General features: G+C 68.4%; 16 protein-coding genes. 9 read left to right on the top strand and 7 right to left on the bottom strand.

What is annotated here, in order from left to right:
• Positions 1 to 109 precede the first annotated feature (109 nt).
• From GOBS_RS09055 to GOBS_RS09040, 4 genes are all read left to right on the top strand, one after another.
• Positions 110 to 1,366, top strand: a complete 1,257-nt coding sequence (locus tag GOBS_RS09055) for a serine hydrolase domain-containing protein (protein ID WP_012947987.1) — start codon at positions 110 to 112, stop codon at positions 1,364 to 1,366.
• A gap of 1,165 nt (positions 1,367 to 2,531) precedes the next feature.
• Positions 2,532 to 2,966, top strand: coding sequence for an SRPBCC family protein (locus GOBS_RS09050; protein ID WP_012947986.1), 435 nt, complete (start codon positions 2,532 to 2,534; stop codon positions 2,964 to 2,966).
• A gap of 1,675 nt (positions 2,967 to 4,641) precedes the next feature.
• Positions 4,642 to 6,363, top strand: coding sequence for a flavin-containing monooxygenase (locus tag GOBS_RS09045; protein ID WP_012947985.1), 1,722 nt, complete (start codon positions 4,642 to 4,644; stop codon positions 6,361 to 6,363).
• Between the two features lie 187 nt (positions 6,364 to 6,550).
• A complete protein-coding gene (locus GOBS_RS09040) occupies positions 6,551 to 7,486 on the top strand; it encodes an alpha/beta hydrolase (RefSeq protein ID WP_012947984.1) in 936 nt (311 codons plus the stop codon).
• Between the two features lie 1,518 nt (positions 7,487 to 9,004).
• Here the strand turns inward: GOBS_RS09040 and GOBS_RS09035 are convergent.
• The 3 genes from GOBS_RS09035 to GOBS_RS29295 form a co-directional block, all read right to left on the bottom strand.
• A complete protein-coding gene (locus GOBS_RS09035) occupies positions 9,005 to 9,316 on the bottom strand; it encodes an EthD family reductase (protein WP_012947983.1) in 312 nt (103 codons plus the stop codon).
• Between the two features lie 251 nt (positions 9,317 to 9,567).
• Entirely contained in the window at positions 9,568 to 11,211 is a 1,644-nt protein-coding gene (locus GOBS_RS09030; RefSeq protein WP_012947982.1) for a flavin-containing monooxygenase, read from the bottom strand.
• A gap of 98 nt (positions 11,212 to 11,309) precedes the next feature.
• Positions 11,310 to 13,115, bottom strand: coding sequence for a sigma-54-dependent Fis family transcriptional regulator (locus GOBS_RS29295; protein ID WP_012947981.1), 1,806 nt, complete (start codon positions 13,113 to 13,115; stop codon positions 11,310 to 11,312).
• A 138-nt stretch (positions 13,116 to 13,253) separates the two neighbouring features.
• Between GOBS_RS29295 and GOBS_RS09020 the strand changes: the two genes are divergently transcribed.
• The 4 genes from GOBS_RS09020 (at position 13,254) to GOBS_RS09005 (ending at position 17,233) form a co-directional block, all read left to right on the top strand.
• Complete coding sequence (locus GOBS_RS09020) at positions 13,254 to 14,315, top strand: alpha/beta fold hydrolase (RefSeq protein ID WP_012947980.1); 1,062 nt, start codon at positions 13,254 to 13,256, stop codon at positions 14,313 to 14,315.
• A 42-nt stretch (positions 14,316 to 14,357) separates the two neighbouring features.
• The gene (locus GOBS_RS09015; RefSeq protein ID WP_012947979.1) at positions 14,358 to 15,116 is read left to right on the top strand and encodes an SDR family NAD(P)-dependent oxidoreductase; all 759 of its coding nucleotides are present in this window, start codon (positions 14,358 to 14,360) and stop codon (positions 15,114 to 15,116) included.
• A gap of 67 nt (positions 15,117 to 15,183) precedes the next feature.
• The gene (locus GOBS_RS09010; RefSeq protein ID WP_012947978.1) at positions 15,184 to 16,248 is read left to right on the top strand and encodes an NAD(P)-dependent alcohol dehydrogenase; all 1,065 of its coding nucleotides are present in this window, start codon (positions 15,184 to 15,186) and stop codon (positions 16,246 to 16,248) included.
• A gap of 85 nt (positions 16,249 to 16,333) precedes the next feature.
• Positions 16,334 to 17,233: an alpha/beta hydrolase gene (locus GOBS_RS09005; protein WP_012947977.1), complete on the top strand. Its 900-nt coding sequence runs from the start codon at positions 16,334 to 16,336 to the stop codon at positions 17,231 to 17,233.
• A gap of 621 nt (positions 17,234 to 17,854) precedes the next feature.
• On the opposite strand, the gene GOBS_RS09000 is transcribed toward GOBS_RS09005, so the two are convergent.
• From GOBS_RS09000 to GOBS_RS08990, 3 genes are all read right to left on the bottom strand, one after another.
• Positions 17,855 to 18,154 (bottom strand): hypothetical protein, encoded by a 300-nt coding sequence (locus GOBS_RS09000; RefSeq protein ID WP_012947976.1) that lies wholly within the window; start codon positions 18,152 to 18,154, stop codon positions 17,855 to 17,857.
• Positions 18,155 to 18,557: 403 nt separating this feature from the next.
• Entirely contained in the window at positions 18,558 to 19,658 is a 1,101-nt protein-coding gene (locus tag GOBS_RS08995; RefSeq protein ID WP_081448846.1) for a methyltransferase, read from the bottom strand.
• 240 nt (positions 19,659 to 19,898) lie between these two features.
• Positions 19,899 to 21,224 carry an FAD-binding protein gene (locus tag GOBS_RS08990; protein WP_012947974.1) on the bottom strand — a complete coding sequence of 442 codons (1,326 nt, stop codon included), beginning with the start codon at positions 21,222 to 21,224 and terminating at the stop codon, positions 19,899 to 19,901.
• Between the two features lie 771 nt (positions 21,225 to 21,995).
• Here GOBS_RS08990 and GOBS_RS08985 point away from each other — a divergent pair.
• Positions 21,996 to 23,051: a methyltransferase domain-containing protein gene (locus GOBS_RS08985; protein WP_012947973.1), complete on the top strand. Its 1,056-nt coding sequence runs from the start codon at positions 21,996 to 21,998 to the stop codon at positions 23,049 to 23,051.
• Between the two features lie 263 nt (positions 23,052 to 23,314).
• Here the strand turns inward: GOBS_RS08985 and GOBS_RS08980 are convergent, their stop codons facing one another.
• Positions 23,315 to 23,575 carry a hypothetical protein gene (locus GOBS_RS08980; RefSeq protein ID WP_166487341.1) on the bottom strand — a complete coding sequence of 87 codons (261 nt, stop codon included), beginning with the start codon at positions 23,573 to 23,575 and terminating at the stop codon, positions 23,315 to 23,317.
• Positions 23,576 to 23,788 lie beyond the last annotated feature (213 nt).

Here is a 23,788-nt window from a genome sequence, read left to right as displayed (position 1 = left end):
TGCCCAACCACACTGGGCACTAACGGGCGCAGGGTGCAAGCGACCGGGCGATTGCCGGATACGCCACAGGCGTATGGTCGGCGCCCGTCCCGATCGAAGGAGTCTGTGAATGACCCAGGTCGAATCCCAGCTCACGTCTCCGGAGTCGGTGGGGATGAGCGCCAACCGCCTTGAGCGCGTCACGCCCGCGCTGCAGAAGTACGTTGACGAGCGCGGCTATCCAGGCTTCACGACGCTCGTGTCGCGCCGCGGCCAGCTCGTCCACGCCGGGCGGATCGGCTGGCAGGACCGCGAAGCCGAGGTGCCCTTGGCGGAGGACACGATCTACCGCTTGTACTCGATGACCAAGCCAATCGTCTGCACTGCGCTGATGACGCTCTTCGAGGAGGGGAAGTTCCAGCTCGTCGACCCGGTCGCCAAGTGGATTCCGGCGTTCGGGGCGACGAAGATCGCTGGGCCGGGCGGGACGCTCGAGGATCAGTCGCCGCTGCGTCCGATGCAGATCCGCGACGTGATGAGCCATACGAGTGGGCTCACCTACGACTTCCTCGAGGACTTCCCGGTCGCGGAGCAGTACCGCGCGAGGCAGCTCATGCACGACCCGACGCGCACGCTAGAGCAGCTGATCGACGAGCTTGCGACGATCCCGCTTGCCTTCGCGCCCGGGACGATGTGGCACTACAGCCTGGGCACCGACGTCACGGCGCGCCTGATCGAGGTCATCTCGGGCCAGAAGCTCGGGGACTTCCTCCAGGAGCGCCTCTTTGGGCCGCTCGGGATGACCGACACGGCCTTCGGCGTGCCGGAGTCCGCGCGCGGCCGCATTTCGGCCATGTACGGCCTGCCGGACCTCCTAGCCCAGGACATGACGTTCAGCACCCTGGCGGGCGCGTTCGCCGCCGGCGACTTGGGCCGCCGCGACGTGGAGGCGACCTATCCGAGCGACGCGGCGGACGTCTTCCAGCGTGGCGGCCTGGGCCTCTTCGGGACGGGCTTGGACTACATGCGCTTCGCGAACATGCTGCTCACGGGCAAGGCGGAGGACGGCACCCGCATTCTCGGCCGCAAGACGCTCGAGTTGATGCACACGAACCATCTCGCACCGGCGCTGCGCCCGTACGCCCTCGCCGGCGTACCGGCGCTCGGCTACGGGTTCGGCCTGGGCTCTCGCGTGGCGATGGACGTTGGCCAGAGCGCGCTGGCCGGCTCCGCTGGCGAGTTCGGCTGGGCCGGTGCGGCGAAGACCTATTACTGGGTCGACCCGGTCGAGGAGGTCGTCGGCGTGCTCCTGACGCAGCACATGGTCGGCTTCGACCTGCCCGAGGCTGACTTTCGGACGGTCGTGTACCAGTCGATCGAGGACTGACCGGCGGGTCCCGGGCGGCGGCGGGTTCTCCGCCGCCGCCCGCGGGCGATCATCGCGCGTCGAGCCGCGTGAGCCGCGTCGGCTCGGCGGCGCGGAACGCTCGAATTCGGCTCTGCCGCATCGCGCGAGGACTGTCAGCCGCGACTTTCCCCCGCTTCCCGTAACCAGCTTTCCTCCGATTGCGCTGGCCGGGGGAAGGGTGGGCCGCAGGCCCATCCCGCAGGGACGCGCAGCGCCCTTCCAGCGGTTGGCGCAATCGGAGACGCTCACACGGAGGGGAGCAGGTGCCGCATCCGAGCACACCGTTGCAGTGACTACTGACAGCCTGGAACCAAGATTCATGGCCAGCTGTCGAGGAACCACAGAAGCTGGTCGGGCTCCTTCGCCGTGACGGCGCCGGATCCCCTACGCCATGAGGAGCCCGCCCGCAGGGGTGGATTACACCCGACCAGCCCCACTCAGCCAACCAAACCAGCTGAGGCCGCCGCGGTGGCTATCCACAGGCTTGGTCAGCCCGGCGACGCCACCGCTGTACCTCCGACCGCGCCGGCTGCCGGAGGGTGAAAGCAAGGCAGAGGTCGCCGCGGACGCGCGGTCAGGACGGGATCGGCGAGTTGGCCCATTCGTTATCAACGGCCCAGGACGACGGTCGCCCTCGTAGTCCGCACCGAGTCCGCAGAAGGTCCTCAAGATGTCCATCCAACAATTGGACTCCACAAAACAAGCAACAGGCCACGGGGCGGTTCAGCATTTGCCCGCAACGACGCCGCCGAGGGCGCGCGGGGACGAGGTCCAGTGACACGTGTCGCTGTTGGGACTAGCGTCCCGGTAGGCGCTGTTCGGGGACGGTCGGACAGAAGGTGGCCGATGCCGGGACGACTGGCCAGGTTTGGAGCAGCCGGGGCGACCGAGGCAGGAATCGATCCTGCGGCGGACCCGGATGCTCCGTCGAGGTTTCGAGGACCTACGCATCCGCTAGACGCAGCGCAATCCTCTGACGCCTTCCGCGCCCTTCGCCCGAGCAAGCGCACAGAGCCGGTCGTGAAAGCGTCGGGACTGGCTGCCTGCCTGCCTGCCGGCTGGCTGGCTGGCTGGCTGGCTCAGCACACTACGCAAGGTTCTTCGCACCGGATGTTCCCGTGCCGCGTTTCCTGAGGAGTAGACGATGCCGCGCTCGTATACCAGCTCCGTCATCGGTGCCGATCCCGACACCGTCTGGGGTTTCCTTCGCGACTTCAACCGCACACCGGAATTCGTCGACGCCATCACCGCGAGCGAGATCCTGGGTGGAAAGCCCGCCGATCAGGTCGGCTGCGAGCGGAAGCTGACGCTGAATGACGGCTCGCTGGTGCGGGAGCGGCTGGTCGCCCTCAGCGACCTCGATCGCCGCTACACCTATCACCTGCTGGAGGGACCTTTCCCGTTTACCAGGTACTACTCGACCATACGCGTCAGCCCTGTCACCCACGGGGGCGCGAGCTTCGTCGAATGGTGGAGCACGTACGACTGCGAGCCTGAAGACGAGAAGGCCATGGACGACCTGCTGGCGGGCAGTCTGTACGCAGGCGGTCTGGCGGCGGTACAGGCCCGTCTCGGCTGAGCCGCCTCTCCTTGACTCTGCAACGGCACTTGAACGTGTCGCTGCCGAGATTGGGCGAGGGTTGGTAGCAGCGGGTGCGGATGCGCTCTGAAGGCCTGGTGGCCCTGTGAAGGCCTGGTGGCCGAGGTGCAGGGCTGGGCGGCGGCCCTGGAGGTAAAGTGACCCCTGTCAGGGCGACACCTTGGGGCGTCCCAGATCTGGCCACGCCCAACTCAGGGCGCTCGACACGGTACCCAGGGCGCGGCAAGACCACGGGGTCCGCGTTCGGCCCGGCCGGGGCCCCGCGGCGTGGCGGACCACCGCGGCTTCGTAACCGGGGAATCGCCGACGTCGTCGCACCGCGGTGCATTGGACGTAGCAGGAGCGCTCTTCGGGCTACGCTGCGCGTGGCCCGACTGCGCCGGCATCGGGGTCCGTCTCCGGCGGGCTCTGCCTGTTGGTCCCCCGGCCCGTCCGGCAGCTCAGCGTGGTGGCATTCCGTGCCGCCCCCCCCCGATCGGACCAAGATACTTTCGCCCTACGGGCGCTGCGCTGGGGAAGCAGTCTTGGTCCGGTCGTCCCCCGCCGCCGCTCTTGGCCCTTGAGCGAAGCTCTGCGCCGGACGGGCCGGGAAACGAGGCAGGACATCTGTCCTCAAGTTCCTCCCGATTTGGTTTCGGCTTCGGTACCGGGAGCGTCCCGATGACCACCAGCAGCAGGACCAGTAGCAGAGCCAGCGCTACGAGCAGCCGGCAGCCGGCAGGGGTAGCTGGCGTCGGCGGCCGCGGTTGAGTCCGGCGCAGCGGGAGGCGGTGTTTCGGTCCACCGGACCCGGCGGTTCAGGTAGGTCGCCATCGGCGAGCAAGGGGTGTCGCGGCCGCGGATCGAGGTGCCGCTCGGTGATCGCAAGTGGGGCGCAGCACCGCCTCGGTGGGTTGGCCGCTTGACCTACCGTCCCGCACCGACGACAGGGATGCCCCGTCACCGCGCCCTACGGGCTCGCGGTCATCGCCCCGCCCACAGTGCGGTGTCGTGTTGTGTCGACGCGCCGAGCCGCGACCCGGCGTCTCGACCGGCACGCCGGCTCCTCGCGCGACGACCGCTCCCGTCCGGCTTCGAGGAAAGCACTCGACAGCCGCTGGACCACGCTCGAGCGCCGCTCACGATCACCGTCCGGGGCCTGTTGGCCACGATGGCATCCCTTGACACTCCGACGAGGGCAGGCCGAGACTGCATCTCGCTACCTTTATCTGAGCGCCGCGTCGCACATAATGACGAAGCGTTGATCGGCGGAGGCACGTCGTAGGCCCAGCCTCTCAGGGCAGTGCAGGATGCGCCCCTGGTCGGCCGACCGTACCCCCTCCGCGAGTAATTCCTGCCGGGGGCGCCACGAGCGCGGGAATCCGAACGACGGAATGGGCATCCGGCCATTCCGTCTACCGATTCGGCTGTCGAGGTGATTGAAGACTACGCCACCGCAGCTCAGGAGCCGGGCGCCGAAACGGTTGCCCCAGGCGCCGCCCTCGACCACCTTCGCGCGGCGCGTCAGGTCCCGTCGAGTCCGGCAGTCAAGTCGCCCCGTGCGTGACCGGCCGCAGCTCCCACGCTGTCGCGGTTGGGCAACAGCCCGTCCCCGAGCGAGGTAACAGCACAGCAAGGCTGCAAAGCAGAACATCAACCGTGAGGAGCAGCTCGTATGTCCGCTGTTCAGCAGGACCGGCAGGAAGCCAGCACGGACCCAGTCGGTGAATTCGACGCCGTCGTTGTAGGAGCCGGATTCTCCGGTCTGTACATGCTCCATCGCCTGCGCGACAAGCTGGGATTGTCAGCGCGAGTGTACGAGGCCGCCGACGACGTCGGTGGCACTTGGTACTGGAATCGCTACCCGGGCGCGCGGTGTGATTCGGAGAGCTACTTCTACAGCTTCTCCGACCGCTTGTCCGAGGAGCTCCTCCAGGAGTGGACCTGGAGCGAGCGTTTCGCCGGCCAACCGGAGATCCTCCGGTACCTCCAACATGTCGCCGACAGATGGGACCTTCGCCGGGACATTCAGTTCAATACCCGTGTCACCGCGGCTAGCTATGACGAGGCGAGAAGCCGTTGGGCCATCAGCACAGACGACGGCGACTGGGTGACCGCAAAGTTCCTCATCACCGCCGTCGGGTGCCTGTCCGCGGCCAACCTGCCGGAGTTCCAAGGGCGCGAGAAGTTCCGGGGCGAGCAGTACCACACCGCACTGTGGCCGCACGAAGGAGTCGACTTCACCGGCAAGCGGGTCGCCGTGATCGGCACGGGGGCGACCGGGGTCCAGGCCATTCCGGAGATCGCCAAAGAGGCGGCGCACGTGTACGTGCTGCAACGCACTCCGAACTACGACATCGCGGGGGGAAACGGACCACTGGACCCCGAGTACGTGCAGCGGACCAAGGCCAACTACAAGGAGATCTGGCAGCGGACGAGGGAGACGAGTTTCGGGTTCCCCTATGACGCTCCGGACCGGCCGGCCCTCTCAGTGCCCGATGATGAGAGGCAGCGCATCTACGACACCGCGTGGGCGGAAGGCGGCTTCCGCATCGGCCTGACGTTCAACGATCTCCTGGTCGATGTGAAGGCGAACGAAACGGCCTCGGAATTCGTCCGCGCGAAGATCCGGGAGAGGGTGCAGAACCCGGAGATCGCCGAGATGCTGGTCCCGAAGGACCACCCCTTCTTCACGAAGCGTCCACCCCTCGAGAACGGCTACTACGAGACGTTCAACCGAGACAACGTGACCCTGGTCGACGTCCGGCGGTCACCGATCGAAGAGATCACCGAAACGGGTGTGCGGACGAGAGACGACGAGTACGAGGTCGACACCATTGTATTCGCGACCGGATTCGACGCGATGACCGGCACACTCTTCAAGATGAACATCTCCGGCCGGGGCGGCGTCGCCTTGCAAGAGAAGTGGGCGGAGGGGCCGCGGACCTATCTTGGCGTCGCGACGCAAGGCTTTCCGAACATGTTCATGATCACCGGGCCGCAGAGTCCGTCCGTGCTGAGCAACATGCCGGTCTCCATCGAGCAGCACGTCGACTGGATCGCCGACTGCATCCGCTACATGCGCGAACACAACATCGACAAGGTGGAGCCACTGGTGGAAGCGGAAGATGACTGGGTGGAACACCACAACACCGTGACCCAGGCGACTCTGCTGCCTATGGCCAACTCCTGGTGGGTCGGGGCGAACATCCCCGGGAAGCCGCGGAACCTGTATCCGTACGTCGGCGGCGTGGGCTATTACCGGGAGATATGCGAGGAGGTTGCAGCCCATGGCTATGACGGATTCGGAATGGCAAAGTACGGATCGTCCTCGGTGACCGGAACGCGACCTGCCAGTCGCTTCCCGGTCAAGACGGCGCGCGCGGTGATCGGCTGATCAGCATCCCAAGCACCACCGCCTTATGACCGTGACAACCCACTCGGCACGTCCCGCCGACGGGCCGAGGCGTGCGGCAGCGAGCGGGGTCGGCTGCGTTCGACCGCGCTCGCTGCCGCCTACACGGCTGCTCGCCGGCGCGTCGCCGCGCCGCCCGAGACCCAAGCCTCCCGAGATCGGAGACGCCATGCCCCTCCACCCCGAAGCCCAGCAGTTGCTCGCCGCGCTCGAGGCAGCAGGACTGCCGCCGTTCGAGCACATGACCGTGCCGCAGGCGCGTGAGGCCGCAAAGGGCTTCATCAACCTCCAAGGGGAGCCCGAGGACTTTCCCACCCAGGACCGGGCGATCCCCGGTCCCGCCGGGGAGATCCCCATCCGCGTCTACACCCCTGCCGGCGACGGGTCGAAGCCCGTGATCATGTACTTCCATGGCGGCGGCTGGGTGATCGGCGACCTCGACGTCTGCGACAACCCGGTCCGCCGGATCGCCAACCGGACCGGTGCGGTCGTCGTCTCCGTCGACTACCGGCTTGCGCCCGAGCACACCTACCCCGCAGCATTCGACGATTGCTACGCCGCGACGGCCTGGGTCTCGGAGCATGCCGCCGAGCTGGACGGTGACCCCACTCGGATTGCGACCTGCGGGGACAGCGCCGGCGGGAACCTTGCCGCCGCCGTCGCGATTGCCGCCCGCGACCGGCAGGGGCCGCCCCTCGCCGCGCAGTTGCTGATCTACCCGGTGACCGACTTCAACTTCACGACCGGGTCCTACCAGGAGAACGGCGACGGGTACCTGCTTACCAAGGGCTCCATGCAGTGGTTCTGGGCGCACTACCTTGGTGCCCAGGACCTCGGCAAGGACCCGTTCGCCTGCCCTGCGCGCGCTGACAACCTCGTGGGCCTCCCCCCAACCTTCATCGCGACCGCCGAGTTCGACCCGCTGCGCGACGAAGGCGAGGCGTACGCCGCCAACCTGCGCGCCGCGGGAGTGCACGTCACCGCGAAGCGTTACGACGGCATGCTGCACGGCTTCGCCTGGACACTCGGTGCCACACCCAGTGGCGCCGTGCTCATCGACGACCTCGCAGCCGCCTTCTACGACGCTGCAGAACGGGCTCGGTAACCGGTCGGGCGCCGGCTTACGCCTCCCCCCGACGGGAGGCGCGCAGACCCGTCCTCCGGGCAGCGCGGCCCGGCGTGCGCGGGGACCCGGGAACAGGGATGACCGCGATGGCGCACAACCAGGGCCACATCGTCGTCCGAAGGGACAGGCGTGACGCTCCGACTCAGCGCCGGTCGGCGAGTGCTTCCCGCTGCTGTCCTCGCGCCGATGGCACAGCCGCGGACAACGAGTACGCAGCGTTCCTCTGATGCACGAGCCTCGCCGGCTGCTGCACCGGATCCGCATAAAAGTCCGCGCTGCTGGCCGAGTTCGACCTTGACGACTACTCCGGCATCTTCCTCGGCGGGGGGACATCCAACTCCAGCGACACCGGGCAGGCGAACTCAGCCGTCAAACGAGGGGTGAAGCGGGAACTGATCCTGCTGCTGGACCAGGTTGTCGATCCGTCCGGCTGCGGCGCGGCGGGGGCTGGAGGTCCATCCCGTACGCGCAGCGCCCGGGTGGCGGTTCGTCGTGGAGGAGTTGCAGCGTGCCGGGGTGGAAGCGCATCTGGCCGAGCACGGCCGTGCCCGCTACGTGCCCGTAGTACGGGCACGTAGGGGCTATTGGCGGTAGCCACCGGTCTGAGCGATTCGGGCTTTGACCTGTGAAAACGGTTGATCAGTGTGGGTTCGACAGCCCCCTGTACCAAGCTTGAAAACCTTTGCGGCTTGCACCGGCGTCCCGGGCGGGGAACGGGCAGGCAGCGCCGCGGACAGCCCGCCCTGCCGGCCGGGGAACGGGGATGCGGGGTCCCCCGGCTGACGGGTGGGTTGCCGCCGATGCCCCGACGCCCATCCACACACTCCTGGCCGCTTCCCACAACCGGCTTCGATCCGGCTGCAGCGGGCCGGGGGAATGGTGGGCCGAAGGCCCATCCCGCAGGGACGCGCAGCGCCCTTCCGGCGACCCGCTGCAGTTGGCACCCTCGGCGGGCTGTGGAGGGGTTGCCTGGCTCCTCAGGACGGCTGGGATGGGGCCCGCGGATCACGCCGTCTCAGTCCGCAGAAAGTCCGCAACTCAGCCGACATCGGTCGTCGCCGGCCATCAGCGCCCAACGAGGTAACCCCAGGTCAGGCCGCAGTTCCATCGATCACCGCACGCAGCCGTGTATCCCGGGTCAGTTCTGGGTCAACGGGCCGGATGTTCGTCGCCCGGCGTGGCCGCAGCAGATTGACGATGACGATCCTGGGCCCGATTGAGATGCTGCGCGCCTCGGCTCGCGCCCCAGGTGGGTTCGTTCGAAGGCATCCGCCCGAGTTCGTCGCAAAGCGGAACTCCTTGACACCCCTCCTAGTCAGAGTCGACCGCCCGGTCAGAAGACATTCGGCCTCCATGTGGCGCCCTCCCACTGGGAGGTCTTGACGGGGGCCGCTCGCCAGGCCGCGCCTCTGGCCGGTGGGGTGAGCGAGGCGCCCTGACCTCGGCTGAACCCGGGGTGCCGTCCCCCGTTGTCCGGAAGGACGGCGCCCCGGCAGGTCAGGCGGTGAAGTCCTCGACATCGTAGTGGCTCATGCTCGCGCCGCCGGTGGCGAAGTTCGGCACGTCGCCGGCGGCGGCCGCACCCTCCGCGGACTGCATACCCGCGGCGAACGCCTCGGCCGACTCGAAGTCGAGCATGGCAACCAGGTACGGCGCCGCGTCGCCGTCGAGAGGGCTGGCGTGCCCGATGTCGAAGCGGACCACGCCGGGTATCTTCTGCGCGAGCGGGACGTGGACGTCGCGGTAGTGCTGGTCAAACGCGGCGGGGTCGGTCGGACGGCCGTACTGGACGAGCAATCTGTGCGTCACGCGATCTCCTCACGGGATGGTCGGGCCCCTCGCGGGATGCCCGGAGTTCGTCTGCCTCGGGACGGCCGCAGCCGACCAGGGAGCATGCTCACCTGGGACGAGGTGAGCCAGCCATGGTGGATGTCCCACATCCCATCCACGTGTTGCCGTATTGGCGGCGATGCGGGCGCCAAGCTCTAGGACTTGCTGGCGGGACGCACCGAGCACGCCGTGCGCACGCTGGCTGCCTGCACCGAGTGGCCTGGAGGAGGTCAGCTCATCCGGAAGGCCGGGTAGTCGGCTTCAGCCTCTTCTTCGCACTTGAGCCGGTAGGTACCCACGCCGCCGATGTAGGACAGCAGGCGTCGGGGCTTGCCGGGCACGTTGGACCCGAGGTACCAGGAGTGCGTCTTGGGCACGAGGGTGGCGCTGGCGATCTCCTCGTGGTGGGCGACCCAGGCGTCCTCGCCCTCCTTGGTCGGCTCGATCACCGACTTCCCCTGCTCGCGCAAGGTGCGGATGGTGTCGCTGATCCACTCGGTCTGCTGCTGCAGGCAGGTGGTCATGTTGCACAGGGCTGCGGAGGGAGCCAGCGGGACCGCCGTGGTGAGCATGTTCGGGTAGCCCTCGACCATCAGCCCCATCGTGGTGCGGATGTCGCGGCTCCAGTCGTCAGCCAAGGCGCGGCCGCCTCGACCGCGGATGTCGATGCGGGTCAGGGCGCCGGTGCCGGCGTCGAACCCGGTGGCCATGATGATGACGTCGAGCTCGTGCACGCTGCCGTCGGCGAGCTCGATGCCCTCGGGGCGGATCCGCACGATGGGGTTGCTCCTGACCCCGACCAGCTCGACGTTCTCCCGGTGGTAGACCTCGAGGTAGCCGCGTTCCAGCGGGACCCGGTGGGTACCAAAGCCGTAGTCAGAGGGGACGAGGATGTCGATGAGCCGCTGGTCCTTGAGCCGGGCGCGCATCTTGTCCCGCACGAACTCGGAGACCGCCTCGCTGACCTCCTCGTCGAAGAAGATCTCGCCGAAGCTGGCCAGCCACAGCTTGAGCGACCCGTCCTCGTAGATCTCCTCGAGGACCTCGCGCCGCTGCTCGGGGGTGCACGCGGCCCAGGCGTGTTCGAAGTCGTACTCGAAGCCGGTGAACGTGCGCGGGATCGTCGACCGCAGCTCCTCGAAGCGGCTCTTGTACCAGGCCTGCTCGACCGCCCCGTACTTCGGGTTCTTCATCGGCAAGACGTACTGCGGGGTGCGGGCGAAGACGGTCACGTGGGCGACCTGGTCGGCGATGGTCTGGATGACCTGGATACCAGTGGCGCCGATGCCCACCACGCCGACCCGCTTGCCGGCCAGCTCGACGCCGTCCTTCGGCCACCGGGAGGTGTGGAACACGGTCCCACGGAAGCTGTCCTGCCCCTCGAACAACTCCGCCATCGGGGCCGAGAGCATCCCGCCGCAGGTGATGAAGAACTGGGTGTCGATGGTGTCGCCGCGGTCGGTGCGGATCGTCCAGCGGCCGCGGTCCTCGTCGTAGTGGGCGCTTGTGATCGTGGTGGAGAACTGGATGTCCCGACGGAGGTCGAGCCGGTCGGCGACGTAGTGCATCCAGCGCTCGATCTCCGGCTGACCGGGGAACTTCTCGCTCCAGCTCCAGTCCTTGTACAGCTCCTCGGAGAACAGGTACTGGTAGATGTAACCCTCGCTGTCAAAGCGGGCACCGGGGTAGCGGTTCCAGTACCAGGTCCCGCCGACGTCGTCCCCGGCCTCGAAGGCACGGACCCGCAAACCCTGCTCGCGCAGCTGATGGAGCTGGTAGAGGCCGGCCACGCCGGCGCCGAGCACCACCGCATCGAGCTCGAGGTCCGCCTCGGGCGCGCTGGACGGGGATGCGGTCTCGATGGTTGACGTCATCGCGGGGAACGCCTCTCTGTGGTCTACCTCACGGGCGCTGCCATCGTGGGCACTGCCCGACCTCACAGTGATGTCCCAAATCCGGACACTGGCGGGATTCAGTCGCTTATGCCGTATTGCCGGATCTTGCGGTAGAGCGTCGACCGCGCGAGTCCGAGCGCGGTGGCCGCCGCGACCTTGTTTCCACCGGCGCAACGCAGCGCCGTGACGATGGCGTCGCGTTCGGCCTCGTCGACGGGGCGGAGGGAGCTGCGCGGGACGCTTGAGCAGTAGGTGGGCAGGTCTCGCGCCTGGATGCAGCCGGCCGGACGCAGGCGCAGCGCAGACGCCAGCGCCTCCCGCAGTTGCCGCACGTTGCCCGGCCAGCAGTAGCGGACCACCAGCCGCATCGCCTCGCCGTCCAGCCGGACCTCGCGGTACGGTGCCAGCTCGGCCAGCAGGGCCCGGACGAGGGCGGGGACGTCCGCGGACCGGTGGCGCAGCGGCGGTACCGACGTCGACGCCCGGAACAGCGCCAGCAGCGGGCCGTGCGGGGCCTCCGCCGTGCCGCTCTGCACCGCCGTGGCGGCCACGTGCTCGAGCGGCCGCGCAGTCGTCCTCAGCCTGGCGAAGAGGGCCTGCGCCGTCCGCGGGGACAGCCGGTCAACGTCCCGCAGCACGTGTAGCGCCGGCTCTGAACCGGGCTGTAGCAGCCGGTCCGCCGCCTCCCGGGGAGCGGCCTCGACCTCGTCCGCCTCGACGAAGACGATGGAACCGGCCGGGTGCAGGGAGAGGTGCAGATCGGACAGCAGGGTGGCCCGACCCGTGCCGGGCTCGCCGAGGACGACGACTGCCTGCCCGGCCCGCAGCGCCTGCTCGACGGTGGCCGCGGCCGCCCGCCATGCGGGGCTGGAGCTGGCCACGACGCGACCGCCACGAGCACGTCCGGTGTCGGATAGCAGCTGCGGAGCCGGCCGGCGCTCGAGCGCCGTGGCGCTCAACCCGTCGGGCTCGTGCACCACCCCGACCACGCCGACGACCCCGGCGATGTCACCGCCGACGACCACCGTCGACCCGCGCACCCGTACCCGCGTCCCGGACGGCAGGTCGACCTGGTTGTCAAGGCGGGCGTGCCCGGTCATCGCGAACCGCATGTGGTCCTGGAGGGCCTCCAGGTCGGCCAAGTCGAGCAGCGTCTGCATCGCCGCGTTGCTCATCACCATCCGCTGCCCGACGGCGAGGACTGCTCCACGGCTGCGCGCGTCGACCCGCGAGTAGAGCTCGAACAGTGCTTGCTGGGTCTGGTCGCGGTCCATGAGCAAATTCCGCTCTATGCGCGCCGCCGAGGTGCGCACGAGGGAGTGCATGAGCGGAGTCGAGTCCTGGCTGCGGCAGCTGATGTCCAGCACGCCAGCGATCCGCCCGGTGAACGGGTCGCGGATCGGCGCCCCGGCGCAGGCGAAGGTCTGCAACGGCTCGACGAAGTGCTCGGCTCCGATGATGTGCACCGACTCGCCGAACTCCAGGACCGTGCCGACCCCGTTGGTCCCGACCGTGCCCTCCGCGTAGCCGAAGCCCTGCGCGAAGTGGACGTGGTCGAGGACCCGGCCGATCTGGGCGTCGCTGTCCCGGCGCACCAGGAGGCGTGCCCCGTTGTCGGTCAGCGCGACGCACATCGGCGCGTCGGCGATCTCCTCGGCGAGCTGCTCGATCACCGGCCGCGCACAGTGGATGAGCCGGGAGCCGAGGTCGAGGTCGGTGAAGTACTCGTTCGAGACTTCGCCGGGGTCCACGCCGGAGGAGGCACTGCGCCGCCAGGACGCCGCCACGTGACCCGGGACGCCCCGCAGAGCCGGGTCCGCGCCCTCCAGCAGGTGCGCCCGGGCACTGGTGAGCAGCAGCCTCCGGTCGGCGCGATCGAGCATGACGGCACTCCCTCGTGTCTCACGTCACATCGTGGAACAGCGGTCAAGGGCCACCGGTGTCCCAGATTCGGACACTCCGTCGCCCAGGACCCCCGACACAGTCGTCGCCGTCCCCCACACGGCCCCGGAGGAGACCCGATGATCGAGAACCCGTTCTACAGCCCCGAGTTCCACGGCGAGTACAACGTGGCAAGCGTCGGCCGACTCGAGCTCGAGGAGAGCGGGACGATTCCGGACTGCCGGCTGGCCTACACCACGTGGGGCGAGCTGTCGCCGACGAAGGACAACGCCGTCCTCATCACCACGTGGTACTCCGGCACGCACCAGATCTGGCGCGACGTCTACGTGGGCGAGGGGCACGCCCTGGACCCGGCGCAGTACTTCATCGTCGCGGTCGACCAGATCGGCAGCGGGCTGTCGGTGTCGCCGCACAACGCCGACGGGGAGAACGCGTCGATCGCGATGTCGGGCTTTCCGCGGGTGCGCATCGGCGACGACGTCGTCGCCCAGGAGCGGCTGCTGCGTGAGCGGTTCGGTGTCGAGCAGCTGCAGCTCGTCGTCGGCGGGTCGATGGGCGCCCAGCAGACCTACGAGTGGGCAGTCCGCTTCCCGGACAAGGTGCTGCGCGCTGCACCGATCGCCGGCACAGCGCAGAACACACCCCACGACCAGTTGTTCGCCTCCGTGCTCATGGACGCGATCACCTCCGACCCGGGCTTCGCCGCGGGCGAGTACAAGTCCAACGCCGACGTCGTGGCGGGCCTGACCCGGCACGCCGACATCTGGGCGGTGATGGGGTTCTCCACCGAGGCGTGGAAGCAGGAGTTCTGGCGCGCGATGGACTTCGACTCGAAGGAGGCCTTCCTCGACGGGTTCCTGCGGCCGTACTTCACGGTGATGGACCCGAACGACCTGCTGTGCATGGCGTGGAAGTGGCAGCACGGGGACGTCGCCCGCCACACCGGCGGCGACCTCGCCGCCGCACTAGGTCGGATCACCGCGAAGACCTTCGTCATGCCCATCGACGAGGACATGTTCTTCCCCGTCCGCGACTGTCGCGCCGAGCAGGAGCTGGTCGCCGGCAGCGAGCTGCGGGTGATCGACGAGATCCTCGGCCACCTCGGCCTGTTCGGCGTCGCGCCGACCTACATGTCGCAGATCGACCAGCACCTCGGCGAACTGCTCGCCACACCCGTCTGACCCACCACCACCTCTACGATCTCGATCGACAAGGAGCACACCATGGGCAGGCTCACGGGCAAGGTCGCTGTGGTCACCGGCGGTTCCAACGGCCTCGGCGAGGCCATCGCCGCTCGCATGACCGAGGAGGACGCCACTGTCGCCGTCGTCGACATCGACAAGGCCGGCGGCGAGCGCGTCGCCGGCGCGTTGACGGGGGCCAGCTTCCACGCCTGCGATGTCACGAACGAGGACGAGGTCCGCGCCGCGTTGGACGCCGTCGCGACTCAGCACGGTCGCGTGGACGTACTCGTCAACAACGCTGGCATCGAGGGGATGAACAAGCCCACCGACCAGCTGCCGCTCGAGGAGTGGAACCGCGTCATGGCCGTGAACGCGACCGCGGTGTTCCTGTGCACCAAGCACGCGATCCCGCACCTGCGCGCCTCCGGCGGCGGCAGCATCATCAACATCTCATCGATCTACGGCATCCTCGGCGGCGGCGACGTCCCGCCCTACCATGCGTCCAAGGGTGCGGTGCGCACGATGAGCAAGAACGACGCTCTCACCTACGCACCGGACAAAATCCGGGTGAACTCAATCCACCCAGGCTTCATCTTCACCTCGATGGTGCACCGCTACGTCGCCGAGGCCGGCATGTCCGAACCCGATGCGCGCACGGCTCTGGACGCCCTGCACCCGCTCGGCGGCACCGGTGAGCCCGACGACATCGCGTGGGGCGCGGTCTACCTCGCATCGGACCAGGCCAAGTGGGTCACCGGCTCCGAACTCGTCATCGACGGCGGCTACACCGCGCGTTAGCCGCGACCGCGAGCGCTGGCCGCCCGAAGCACTGTCCCCGCGGCCCGTCGACTGAAAGGAAAAAGGCATGAGCAACACGATGCGGGCCCTGGTCTTCAAGGAGATCGGCCGGACAGCGGTGATGGAGAAACCCATCCCCGAACCGGGGCCGGAGGAGGCGGTCATCCGGACGACCGCAGCGCTCATCTGTACCTCCGACGTCCACACGGTCAAGGGCGCCCTGCCGGTGCCGGCCGGCCGCACTCTGGGCCACGAGTCCGTCGGTGTTGTCCACCGGCTCGGATCGGCTGTCACCGGCTTTTCCGAGGGCCAGCGGGTGGCGGTCAACGCCGTCACGCCGTGCTACCGGTGCAGCTACTGCCAGCGCGGGTTCACCAGCCAGTGCGGCGGCCCCCTCGGCGGCTACAAGTACACCGGCCAGATCGACGGCAACATGGCCGAGTACTTCATCGTCCCGGCCGCGCAGGCCAACCTCGCCCCGATCCCGGCCGACGTCACCGACGAACAGGCCGTCTACGCCTGCGACATGCTCTCGACGGGGTTCATGGGTGCCGAGCACGCCCAACTGCAGTTCGGCGAAACGGTGGCGATCTTCGCCCAGGGCCCTGTCGGGCTCTGCGCCACGATGGGTGCCAACCTCATGGGCGCCGGCCAGATCATCGCCGTCGAGGCCAGGCCGGAGCGGCAGGAGCTGGCCAAGCGGTTCGGCGCCGACACGATCGTCGACTTCACCCAGGGCGACCCGGTCGAGCAGATCATGGACCTCACCGGCGGAGAGGGTGTCGACGCCGCCATTGAAGCCTTCGGCTTCCCGCAGACGTTCGAGGCGTGCGTGCGGGTGACGAAGGCCGGCGGCCGGGTGTCGAACATCGGCTACCACGGCGAGAACCCGAACCCGCTGCAACTGCCGCTCGACGCGATTGGGCTGGGGATGAACGACAAGTCCATCCACACCGGCCTGTGTCCGGGCGGAAGCGAGCGCATGACCCGGTTCTTCCGCCTCCTGCAGTCCGGACGCATCGACCCGACGCCCATGACCACGCACCGGTTCGGCTTCGACGACATCGAGCGGGCCTTCGACATGATGTCCAGCAAGGAGGACGGGGTCATCAAGCCGCTGATCACCTTCTGAGCAGCGAGCGGCTCAGCAGTCACAACGGCCCGGAGCTGAGCGAACCCTCTCCCTGGGCCACCCATGCGACCCAAAGGAGTGCGATATGGCTCGACGCGACATCGAGTTCAACGCCGAAGGCATCACCTTGCGCGGCTGGTTCTACCCCGCCGAGGGCGCCGGCGGCACGGCTCCCACCATCGTCATGGCCCACGGCTTCTCGGCTGTGAAGGAGATGTACCTGGACCGGTACGCCGAGACCTTCGCCGCCGCCGGACTCAACTCCCTCGTGTACGACAACCGCAACTTCGGCACCAGCGACGGCGAGCCTCGCCAAGAGATCGACCCCTGGGCCCAGGTGCGCGACTACCGCCACGCGATCACCTACGCCACCACCCTGCCCGAGGTCGACGCCGACCGGATCGGCGTCTTCGGCAGCAGCTACTCCGGCGGCCACGTGCTCGTCGTCGCCGCGCTCGACCGCCGGGTCAAGGCGGTGGTCAGCCAGGTCCCGCTGGTCAGCGGGCACGACAACTTCCGCACCCTCGTCCGGTCGGACTTCATCGACGACTTCCGCGCCCAGTTCGACGCCGACCGCGCCGCCCGCTTCCACGGCGAGAAGCCTGCGATGGTCCCGGTCGTGGACCCGGACCCGCTTGCCCCGTCCGCGCTGCCCACCCCGGATTCCTACACCTGGTTCACCGAGACCCACGAGCAGCGGGCGCCGTCTTGGCGCAACGAGGTCACCCTGCGTAGCGTCGAGATGCTCACCGAGTACGAACCGATCACCTACGTGCCCTACATCAGCCCCACCCCGCTGCTGATGCTGCCGGCGCAGAACGACGTGCTTACTCCGACCGACCTGGCGGTCGCCGCGTACGAGAAGGCGCGCGAGCCGAAAAAGCTGCAGTTTCTGCCCGGTGGGCACTTTGACGCCTACGTCGACGGCTTCGACGTCTCCGGCCCGGCCGCCCGCGACTGGTTCGTCGAGCACCTCACCCGCTGACCGCTTCTATTGAGGTTTTCTCACCAGGATTCGCCGTCCACGGACGAGCAAGAGAGGCATCGCTGCAGGTCAGCGTCGTGAGTCGGCCGAGCGCCGAGTGCCTCTTGGCGGGAGCCTGTTCCGAGGGGCCGCGCTGGAAGTCCCTGACGACTCGCTGCAGGCCTGGCCAGCGGCATCAATCACAGCCTTCAACCGGCACGGATTCCTGGTGAAAAAACTTCATTACCTGACTGTCTGGCTGTGCCAGCGGCCTATAGCTGAGGTTTCACGCGGTTGAACGGACACCCGGTCGCTCGGACGAACACAGCCGAGTGAATGCTGTCCTATGCTCGAAAACGCAATCTGGGCTATGTCGGCCCAGTGTTTGACCCGACCTTGCGATCCCTCATCGTTGGTTGTTGGAGTAGTCGACGAGCGCCTCCGGGGGCTCCACCACACAACTGCCAGTCCTACGTTGACTTAGCCGCTCCCACGGGCGAGGACGGCAACACCGGAGCGAGCCCGGCAATCCATGCGCTAGTTTGAATTGTGCCGCGGCTCAGGCTGCCTGAGGAAGAAGATGCAGGCGGCCGACGCTTCACATTTTCGGCCGGTTACTGGTGACGCGGCCGCCAACCCCCATCAGGAGTCTGGTTGAACCTCGGCGAGCGCCTGCTGCATGTCCTCCATGTTCATCACGGGGAGGAACTCCACGGTGGCACCAAGTTCCTGATACAGCGGTTCCGCGATGGCAGGCATCAACGCTGGTGACTCAAGATCGAAGACGATCGATGCCCCGCGCATGCCATTTTGCTCGTGGAAGTAGGCAGCCTCCGGCTGCACTCGCTTCATGAGGTCCTGCATGAGCGGGCCGATCCGGCCGGCACGCATGGCCTGGCTCCCGGCCTCAGCTGGCACCTGCAGTCTCAGCATCATCCGCATGTCTCCACACCTCCGGGTGTTCGGAGGGAGATGAGGTTCCAAGTTCCGACCGCGTTGGGCCAGAGTCGTTGGACCCCCGTCAACTCGTCAACGCAGACCCTCAGGGCCAGCTCTCACAGAGGCCCGGTGCCGTACACAGAACATTCGCAGACCTGTTCAGCAAGCGGGCGAGGGACCGGACTGACACCGGCAGGGCTCCGCCTGTTACACAGAGCGATCAGCGAGTGCCTGGAGGAGGCTCAGGCTTGGATCCGAGTACTCGACGACCTACGCTCCCGCGCGACCTGCTTGTCGCAGCTGAACACAGCGCACAGTGCGTGAGCACTCACGATCCCTGGGTTGTGGGTTCGAGCCCCACCCGCCCCACCACGTGCCTCTCGGTCGCTGACCGTGTCCGAGGTCGTCAGTCGGTCCGCGCTTCCAGGATGCAGAGGGGTCCGGCTGGTACGACGTGGGTCAGCTCGAACCCGGCACTGGAGAGGAGTGCACGGAACTCGCCCTCCGTTCGCTCCCGACCCGCGTGGTTCTTGAGCATCACAAGATCCACCAGAGTCGCGCCGGGGAAGTCCGTAGCCCGGGAGAGGACACGCTCCACGAGGAGCAGTCGGCCGTGGGCGGGAACCGCCTCGCGCAGGCGACCCAGTATCTGCCCGGCCGACTCGTCGTCCCAGTTGTGCAGCACGAACTTGACGAGGTAGGCGTCGGCGCCGGGAGGAACGCGGTCGAAGAACGAACCGGCAACCACCTCGACACGCTCGGCCACACCCGGCTCACGCAGGCTGTCGTGCAGCGAGGCCACGGCGGAGGGGCGGTCGAACAGCACGCCCCGCAGCCGCGGGTTCGCCTGCAGCACAGCGGCGAGCAGGTGCCCCCGGCCACCGCCCACGTCGACCAGCGTGGCGAAGACGGAGAAGTCATAGGCCGCCACGATTGCCGGCGTGAGGCGGCTGGACCCGCCCGTCATGGCCGCGTCGAAGACAGCCCCGGCCGCGGGGTCGACGTCCTCGAAGTACTGCCACAGCGACATCCCGTAGACCGCGTCGACCGAAGGCTGACCTGTACGGATGCTGTGCGGCAAGGCCGCCCAGGAACGCCATTCCCACTCGGAACCGAACATGCGAGCGACGTCGCGCAACGATTTGGGATGGGTTGAGGCGAGCGTGGCCGATCGCGCGGTCTGCGCGAAGCGCTGTCCCTCGAGCTCCTCGAACACGCCGTGGGCGGCGAGGGCCCGCAGCAGCCGGTAGAGGGACGGCGCGTGGCTGCGCGTGGCCTCGGCGAGGTCATCGACGGATCGCGGACCCTCCGCTACGAGGTCAGCGACGGCGAGCTCCGCGGCCGTCTCCACCGCACGTGCAAGCCCTTGCCCGCGCAGCATCCCCACCACCGCGAGAAGTTCATCATCGTCCTGCACGGCCCGGCGGTCACTGTCGGCGGATCCCGACAGGTCGACCAGACCCGCCTTGCCGCTTGGTGTGGACGCAGCAGATCCCGGTCGGGTCATGATTGGGCAGCTTTCACCGCTGTGCCCAATTTACAGGCGCGAGCCGCGGTGGCCCGAGCGGGATCTCCGAGCGATGGCTGATCGTGGACGTGCAAGGGGCCGATCTCATCGGTCTTTCCCGTCGCACGGTAGCGAGCCTCCAGCCGCGCCGCGGTGCAGTTCACCAGCCGAGGAACCTCAGCCGGCACGTGCAATTCGGCTCGATTCAGCGTGCTGCTCGACGCCATCATGCGATTCCCCTCAGAAGATCTCGGCTCCGGGCGTCAGGACGATCGCCGGGTCGTAGTGCTCCTTCGCCGTGCGCAGGGCCTGGTAGCCCGACCCGTAGTGGGTCCGCCAGTCCTCCGTGGTCAGTGGCGTGCTGCCGATGGGGTAGAGCGTTCCGCCCAACGCGCGGGCCCGCTCGTACATCGAGCGCGCCTCATGCAGCTGGGTCGGCACGTAGTCCGGATCCTCCGGCGAACCGGAGGTGCAGATGTCGAAGAGGACGACCTGCTCCTCCTCGGGCAGCCGCAGGGCGCAGGGCCGCGCGGCGTTGCGGATCGGGAACAGCAGCACGAAGCCGGCCGGCCCGAGCTCTTCCGCGGCCAGCTCGGCCAGCGCGTCCGCGACGAAGGCCTCGATGCGCGAGCCGGGGAGGAAGACGTCTCTCCACACCCGCGGCAGGTGGGTCAGTCCGAGGGCCTCGAGTTGCTCGTCGACGACGGTGGAGAAGGCGAGCGTGTCCAAGTCCATGACGGTGCGGGCCCCAGGGGCGCTGCGAAGCCCGGCCAGCAGTGCCGAGTCGCTGGACGTTGATGAGTAGAACTCGACCACGTGCAGGAGGTACGACCAGCCTCCCTGCGCACTCGGCAGGACCTGCCCGTAGAGCCCATCGACCCGGTCTCGCGTGGTGAGCGTCCGCAGATCGGCGAAGAAGGCGTCCGCGTCGTCGTACCCGAGGAGGTGGTAGCGGGCCCGGGGGGCGACCGGCGTCAGCGCCAGCGTGGCCTCCACGATCACCCCGTACTGGCCGACACCGCCCAGGACGGCGGAGAACAGCTCGGGGTGCTCGCTGGAAGAGCAGGTCATGAGTTGGCCCTCGCCGGTGACCACCTGCAGCGCGAGGACGTTGTCCACCTGGGGACCGCGCCGGAAGCTGGCCGCGCCGATGCCGCCCATCGACAGCGTGCCACCGACCGACAGACCCGTGTAGCCGGTCACGACCGGCGGCGACCAGCCGAGCGGAACGGTCCGGCTCAGCACCTGTCTCCACGTCGCGCCGGCCTGCACCCGCATCCGACCGTCCTGGATGGGACCGATGTCGTCCAGCGTGGACATGTCGATGACCAGCCCGCTCTCCACCTGGGCCTGTCCGGCAGTGCTGTGCCCCTGACCACGCGCGGCGACCGGAAGCGCCTGGTCGCCGCAGGACCGCAGCGCCTCTACCACGTCGCGCACCGCGGCCGGCCGGAGCACCGCCGAGGGCATGCGGTGCACCACGCGGCCGTAGTCGCGGGCGCAGGCGGTGAGCGTTGCCTCGTCCGTGACGAGAACTGCGTCGAGCCCAGGAAGTGAGATCGTCATGAGCGCGCGCCGTCCTCTCGACGCATCGCACGGGGCCGCGCCGACGCGCCTCGGGCCAGATGCTCGGACTGTTTCGGCTGTCGAGGTGGGCTTCCAGGCTAGGAGGTCAGGATCAGGGCGTCCATGGCTCCCGGCCGGCGCCACGAGCCGACTAACCGCCATGCCCTATCACGTCCCGGCACTCCGGCAATCATGCCGCCTGCGCGGGTGCAGGTCGGTTGAGCAGTCCGCGTAAGACCCGGGTATCCGACGCCTTACGCTTACGCCCGAACTGCGGCGACGCAGGTGGGCACAGCGCGCAGTGCGTGAGCACTAATGATCCCCGGGTCGTGGGTTCGAGCCCCACCGCCCCACAACGAGCCTTCCATCAGCGTAGATGGGAGCTGAGATCACATAGGGGGTCCCGCACAGCGCTCCTACAGCGGAGCAGCCTCATCTCCGGAGTGAGACGCCACGCTCCCGGCGATGGTTGCCGAAGAGCTCTGTCCGCGCCGGATTCAGTGGAGACTCCGAACTGATGCCCCGACGGGCCTCGCCTCGTCCGCCGCCGCGACCGCGGTTGAGCAGACCGTGCTTCCCAGTCGGTTACTTCCGCCTCTTGCACCCGCGGGCAACCGGCGAAACAGTCCCCTGCACCCGACGGGGGTCCCTGGACAGGCGGTGCCGCAGCCAAGAGGAGGAGCGCCTCCACACGCCCCGGGCAGGTTCCACGCGGCGGCGCCTCACCACCAGGGCTCGAGTGCCCCGTGGGATCCACAAGGAGGTTCTGCCATGACCCTCGATGAGAACAGGCTCAACGAGCTGCTCGGCCGCTTCGTCACCGACTTCGGCGGCAGCTACCAGGCCTTGAGCGCCGTCCTCGGTGATCGGTTGGGGCTGTACCGGGCGCTGCAGATGACCATGCCGGCCACCCCCGAGGAGGTGGCGGCCGAAGCGCGCGCCGCGGAGCGCTACGTGCGTGAGTGGCTGGCCGGCCAGGCCGCCGGCGGCTACGTCACCTACGACCCGGCCAGCGGCCGTTATTCGCTCACCGAGGAGCAGGCGTTCCTCCTCGCGGACACGGGCGGGCTGCAAGCGGCCGCCGCCTTCCACATTCCGGTCGCAGTGGCCAAGAACATCGAGCGGATCACCGAGGCGGTCCGTACCGGCGGCGGCTTCCCCTGGCACGACCACGACCCTGAACTCTTCGAGGGCGTGGAGCGTTTCTTCCGCCCGGGCTACGCGATGAACCTCGTCTCCTCGTGGATCCCCGCCCTCGACGGCGTCGAGGCCAAGCTGAGGGCCGGGGCTCGGGTGGCCGATGTCGGTTGCGGGCACGGGTCCTCGACCCTGCTGCTGGCCGACGCCTTCCCCGCCTCGGAGGTCATCGGCTTCGACTACCACCCGGCGTCGATCGACCTCGCCCGCAAGCGGGCCGTCGAGGCCGGAATCTCCGACCGGGTCTCCTTCGAGGTCGCATCCGCCGCAGACTTCCCCGGCACGGACTACGACCTGGTGGCGATCTTCGACGCCCTCCACGACATGCCCGACCCCCTGGGCGCGGCCAAGCACATCCGCGAGGTGCTGGAGGAAGACGGGACCCTCCTCCTCGTGGAGCCGATGGCCGGTGACCGGGTCGAGGACAACCTCAACCCCGTGGGAAGGCTCTACTACGGGGCGTCCACGGTCATCTGCGTGGCGCACTCCATGTCGGCGGAACCCCGGACCGCCCTTGGCGCGCAGGCGGGTGAGGCGACGTTGACCGAGCTCCTGCACGACGCCGGGTTCGGCTCGGTCCGGCGGGCTGCGGAGACGCCCTTCAACATCGTGCTGGAAGCCCGCATCTGACCCCGCGCGCTCCACGAGCACGTGTCGGCGGTGGGGTTCGCCCGGCCGCATCCGGGGATCACCACCCTGCAGGCCGGTGTGCCCTACTTCCCCGCAACCGCAACGCCCCGCGATCACGAGGGCGCACCTGCCCAGGGAGGTGCGCCCTCCTCCGCTTCGAGACCGGTCACACCCGAAGTTGAAGAGGGCGACCGGTGACCACGCCCTCAACGGGGACGGAGCGAGCACCTCCACACCGCGTCCGTCGGGCGGGTGGGGATGCGCTAGGTCCGTCGCGGCGACACCCGAGTATTCGACTCCAGGTCCCGGGTCGTCCGGACTCTTGATCCCTGGGCCATGGGTTCGAGCCCACCGGCCCGCGCAAGAACCCGCAGGCCGGCGTGGCGCTGTCTGGCGAGGTCGCGATCCTCGGCCGGTGCCCACAACCGCTTCGTGACCAGCCCGTCGTGGGTGGAATCCGCGCGTTCCGCGAGAGCGGTCAGGTCGTCGTCGAAGAGCCCGGAGTAGCCGTCGAGCGTTCTCACGGTGGAGGCGTGCCTGAACATCCTCTGCACCGCCACGACACCAGCAGCGCTCATCGACCGGGGGCTCGCTGCGGGGTGCCAGATCCGCGATGGTCAGCAGTCGCGGAGGGAGTCGGCCCGGTGAAAAGGAAGAACTGCACCTCCCTCCACTTGAACGTATAGCGCACCCGGGGACTTGTGGCAAGACCCGGGTCGAGCCGCAGAATCGCCGAC

The sequence above is a fragment of the Geodermatophilus obscurus DSM 43160 genome, from assembly GCF_000025345.1.
Taxonomy (GTDB): Bacteria; Actinomycetota; Actinomycetes; order Mycobacteriales; family Geodermatophilaceae; genus Geodermatophilus; species Geodermatophilus obscurus.
Note: the sequence above shows the minus strand (reverse complement) of the source record. Positions and strands in the feature narration are given on the sequence as shown.